We start from the raw sequence: 4,997 nt of genomic DNA, 5'->3' as shown, positions 1-4,997 counted from the left end.
CCATTCGGCGCCGTCAAACCATTGCTCGCACCGTCCTGATTGGTCGCGGTGCCCCGGACGACGGCCAGCACCTCGTGCCCGTTGCGGCGCGCGTCGGACAGTCGCTCCAGCAGCAACATCCCGACGCCTTCACCCCAACTGGTGCCGTCGGCCGCCGCCGAGAACGCCTTCGCCCTGCCGTCCGCCGCCAGGCCCCGCTGTCGGCTGAACTCGACGAAGACGCTGGGCGTGGCCATCACCGTCACGCCGCCCGCGAGCGCCAACGAGCACTCGCCGCTGCGCAGGGCCTGCGCGGCCAGGTGCAGCGCGACCAGCGACGACGAGCACGCGGTGTCCACCGTGACGGCGGGACCCTCCAGGCCGAACGTGTAGGCCACCCGGCCGGACGCGACACTGCCCGCACTGCCGTTGGCGAGGTATCCCTCGAACTCGCCGGCGTCGCCCGCCGAGTTCATCAGGCGGGAGCCGTAGTCGCCGTACATCACGCCGGCGAACACGCCGGTGCGGCTGCCGCGTACCGTCCGCGGGTCGATGCCGGCCCGCTCGAACGCCTCCCAGGACGTCTCCAGGAGCAGTCGCTGCTGCGGGTCGATGGTGAGCGCCTCGCGCGGCGAGATGCCGAAGAACACCGGGTCGAAGTCGCCCGCGTCGTGCAGGAAGCCGCCCTGGCGAACGTAGCTCTTGCCCTTGTGTTCCGGATCCGGGTCGAACAGGTTGGCCAGGTCCCAGCCGCGATCGGCCGGGAAGCCGGTGATCCCCTCGGCGCCTGCGGCGACCAGTCGCCACAGCTCCTCGGGCGAGCCGACGCCGCCCGGATAGCGGCAGCTCATCCCGACAATCGCGATCGGCTCGTCGTGGATGGCTACAGTCGGCGCAACGGCCGGCCGGGCAGCGTCCGTTGCCTCCGCCTCTCCCGTACCCGCCAGTTCGGCCCGTACGTGTTCGATCAACGCGGCCGGCGTGGGGTGGTCGAAGATCAGAGTGGCCGAGAGGCGCAGCCCCGTCGCCGTGTTGAGTCGGTTGCGCAGTTCGACGGCGGTCAGAGAGTCGAAGCCCAGGTCCTTGAAAGCCCGTTCCGGGTCCACCGACTCGGCGGTTCCGTGGCCGAGCACGGTGGCGACATGCTCGCGCACCAGTGTCGACACGGCGCGCTCGCGCTCCTCGGCGGACAGCCCCGACAGCCGCTCCCGGAGCGAACCGGCCGAGCGGTCCGAGCCGGCGCCGCCGCGTGCCACGCGACGGCTCGGCGCGGCGGGGACAAGGTCGCGCAGGACCGATGGCAGCCCGCCGTCGACGGCCTGGGCGCGCAGCGCGGCGGTGTCCCACCGGGCCGCGACGAGCAGGGCCGCGTCCGTACCGGTGGCCGCGTCGAACAGGGCGAGCCCGTCGTCGGCGGACAGCGCGAGCACGCCCGAGCGGTGCAGCCGGCTCAGGTCGGCGCCGCCGAGGCCGTCGGTCATGCCTTCGCTCTGTGCCCACAGGCCCCAGGCCAGCGAGGTGGCCGGCAGACCCGCCGCCCGCCGACGCACCGCGAGCGCGTCCAACGCCGCGTTCGCCGCCGCATAACCACCCTGACCCGCCGAACCCAACACACCCGCCGCCGACGAGAACAACACGAACGCGGACAACCCCCGCCCCCGCGTCAACTCGTCCAACAACAACGCGCCGTCCACCTTCGCGGCCACCACACCCGCAACCCGCTCCGACGACAACGCCTCCACGACACCGTCATCCAGCACACCCGCCGCGTGCACCACCGCCGACACCGAACGACCCGCCAACAAACCCACCACCGACGCCCGATCCGAGACGTCGCACGCAACAACCTCCACCCGAGCACCCGAGGCAACCAACCCCGCCCGCAAACCCCCCACACCCGGCGCCGCCGAACCCCGCCGACTCACCAACACCAAATCCCGCACACCATGCCGAGACACCAGATGCCGAGCCACCAACCCACCCAGACTCCCGGTACCACCCGTCACCAACACCGACCCCGAACCCCAATCAGGCCCGGCAGCGTCCACGGGCGACGTGAACCGCGCCAAGCGCGCCGCGCGCACCGTGCCTTCGGATACCGACAGTTGCGGCTCACCCGATGCGACTACAGCGGTCACCAGTTCCGCCGAGGCGGCGTCCGAGGCGTCCACGTCCAACAGCACGAACCGACCCGGATGCTCCGACTGCGCCGACCGCACCAGACCCCACACCGCGCCCTGCGCCGGATCCCCGACCGCACCACACGTCACCACCACTAGCGTCGCGTCGGCCGTGCGCTCGTCGGCGAGCCAGGTCTGCACCACGTCCAGCGCACCGGCCGCCGCGTCCCGGGCGCTGCCCGCTGTGCCGACCCGGTACGTCACGACGTCCGCAACCGTGTCCAACGCACTCAGGTCCGAGCCGCTCGTGAGCTCGGGATGCCGTGTGACCGCCGAAGTCGTCCCGTGCGCGTCCACCGCGAGCGGAACCCAGTCCACCGTGTGCAGCGAACCTCGCGCCGTCGACCGACCGGCCGGCGCGGCGATCTCCGTCACCGGACGCAGCACCAGCGACGACGCGGACAACACCGGCCGGCCGGCGTCGTCGGCCAGCAGTACCGCGAGCCCGTTCCCGTCGGTCGGGGTGAGCCGGACACGTAGTGTCGTGGCGCCGGACGCGTGCAGTGCGACGTCGTTCCACACGAAGGGCAGTCGGGTCTGCTCGTCGACGTCCAGGACCAGCGGGTGCAGGGCCGCGTCGAGCAGGGCCGGATGCAGGCCGAATCCGTCCACCGACACGTCCGCCGGGAGCGCGACCTCCGCGTAGCGGATGTCGCCGCTGCGCCAGACCGCGCGCAGGCCCTGGAACGACGGGCCGTAGTCGTAACCGCGCTCGACCAGCAGAGCCCGGACCTCCGCAGGGTCGACCGGCGTTGCGGAGGTGGGCGGCCAGTCGGTCAGGTGGTCGTCCGGCTCCGCGGCGACGGGCGTGAGCGTGCCGGTGGCGTGTCGCTGCCACGTCGATTCGCCCACCGCGTCGCCGTCGTCCTCGACGCGCGAGTACAGCGCGAACGCGCGCCGTCCCGAATGCTCTTCCGCCGCCGCGACCCACAGCTGCACGACCACACCGCCACGCTCGCCGAGCAACAACGGCGCTTCCAGCATGAGCTCTTCCAGCAGCCCGCACCCGACCTCGTCACCGGCTCGAACCGCCAGTTCCACGTACGCCGTTCCGGGCAGCACGATCGCGCCGCCGACCACGTGATCGGCCAGCCACGGGTGCGTGCGCAGCGACAGCCGGCCCGTGAACAGCACGCCACCACCGTCGGCACGTTCCGCCGCCGCACCCAGCAAGGGGTGGCCCGAGTCGCCCATTCCGACCGAGGCGAGATCGGCCGAACGATCGGGCAGGTCGTCCAGCCAGTAGTGGTGCCGCTGGAACGCGTAGGTCGGCAGGTCCACGCGGCGTGCGCCCGGATGGAAGCCGGCCCACGAAACGTCGGGCGCGGCGCCGTTCACATACAGCGTGGCGAGCGCGACCATCGCGGTGTCCGACTCGGGCCGGTCCTTGCGCAGCACGGGTACGGTCACCGCACGCTCCGGCTCACGCAGCCCGTCACGAACCAACGCCGTCAGCGCGCCGTCCGGACCCAGTTCGACGAACCCGCGCGCGCCCTGGACCTCCAACGTGACCACGGCGTCGTGGAACCGGACCGGCTGTCGCACATGCCGGACCCAATACTCGGGATCGCTCCACTCGCCCTCGACCACCGCACCGGTGACCGTCGAGACGGCCGCCAACTCCCGTGCACCGAAAGACAATCCTTCGACCACGCGGCGGAACTCGTCGATCATCGGGTCCATCAGCGGCGAATGGAACGCATGGCTGACCCGCAGCCACCGCACCCGACGCCCCAACCCCTCGAAATGCGCCACGATCTCGGCAACCACAGCCTCCGCACCGGAGACCACCACCGAATCCGGACCATTGATCGCGGCGATCCCGACGGCATCGGCCCGCCCCGCCAGCAACGGCAGAACATCCGCCTCGGCAGCACCGATCGCCGCCATCGCACCACCGACCGGCAACGCCTGCATCAACCCACCACGCGCCACCACCAGCCGGCACGCGTCCTCCAACGACAACACCCCAGCCACATGCGCCGCCGCGATCTCACCCACCGAATGCCCGACCACCACATCCGGCCGCACACCCCACGACTCCAACAACCGGAACAACGCCACCTCGACCGCGAACAACGCCGGCTGCGCAAACCCCGTCCCATCCAGACCATCCACATCGCCCGAGATCACCTCGCGCAACGAACCCTCACCCAGTTCCACTTCCAGCCGGTCGCACACCTCGTCGAACGCCGCCGCGAACACCGGGAAGGCCGCGAACAAACCACGACCCATCCCGACCCGCTGACCACCCTGACCCGCGAACACGAACGCCAACCGCCCCGGCTCGGCACTCGCCGTACCGCGCACCAGCCGGGGTCCTTCGCGGTCTTCGACCAACGCGGCGAGCGCCGCCGCGAGTTCGGCGTGGTCGTCCACGAACAACACGGCCCGGTCGTCGAGCGCGGCGCGCCCGGTGGCCAGCGAGCCGCCCAGGTCGACCAGCGGTGTGTCCATCGCCGTCGCTACGAACGCCCGGAGACGAGCGCCCTGTTCACGCAGCGCCGCGGCACCGCGCCCGGACAACGGAATCGGGGTCGGCAGTGCTGCCCGCACCGAATCCGTCTCGGCTTGCGGCTCGCCGGCGGCGACCGTCGGGCTCTCCTCGACGTCGGGCCGCTCCAGGATCACGTGCGCGTTGGTGCCGCTCACGCCGAAGGCGGAGATCCCGGCCCGGCGCGGTGCGCCCGTCTCCGGCCACGCCACCGGCTCCGTCAACAAGGACACCGCACCCGACGCCCAATCCACGTGCGGCGAGGGTTCGTCCACGTGCAACGTCCTGGGCAACACGCCATGACGCATCGCCTGGACCATCTTGATCACGCCACCCACACCCGC

1 protein-coding gene is annotated in these 4,997 nt (G+C 71.7%); it reads right to left on the bottom strand.

The window, feature by feature from the left end:
• On the bottom strand, positions 1-4,982 hold a 4,982-nt coding region (locus ACIRL2_RS51220), incomplete at its 3' end, for a beta-ketoacyl synthase N-terminal-like domain-containing protein (protein WP_402242667.1).
• Between the last annotated feature and the right edge of the window lie 15 nt (positions 4,983-4,997).

It is taken from the genome of Embleya sp. NPDC127516, assembly GCF_044765325.1.
Lineage (GTDB): Bacteria > Actinomycetota > Actinomycetes > Streptomycetales > Streptomycetaceae > Embleya.
Note: the sequence above shows the minus strand (reverse complement) of the source record. Positions and strands in the feature narration are given on the sequence as shown.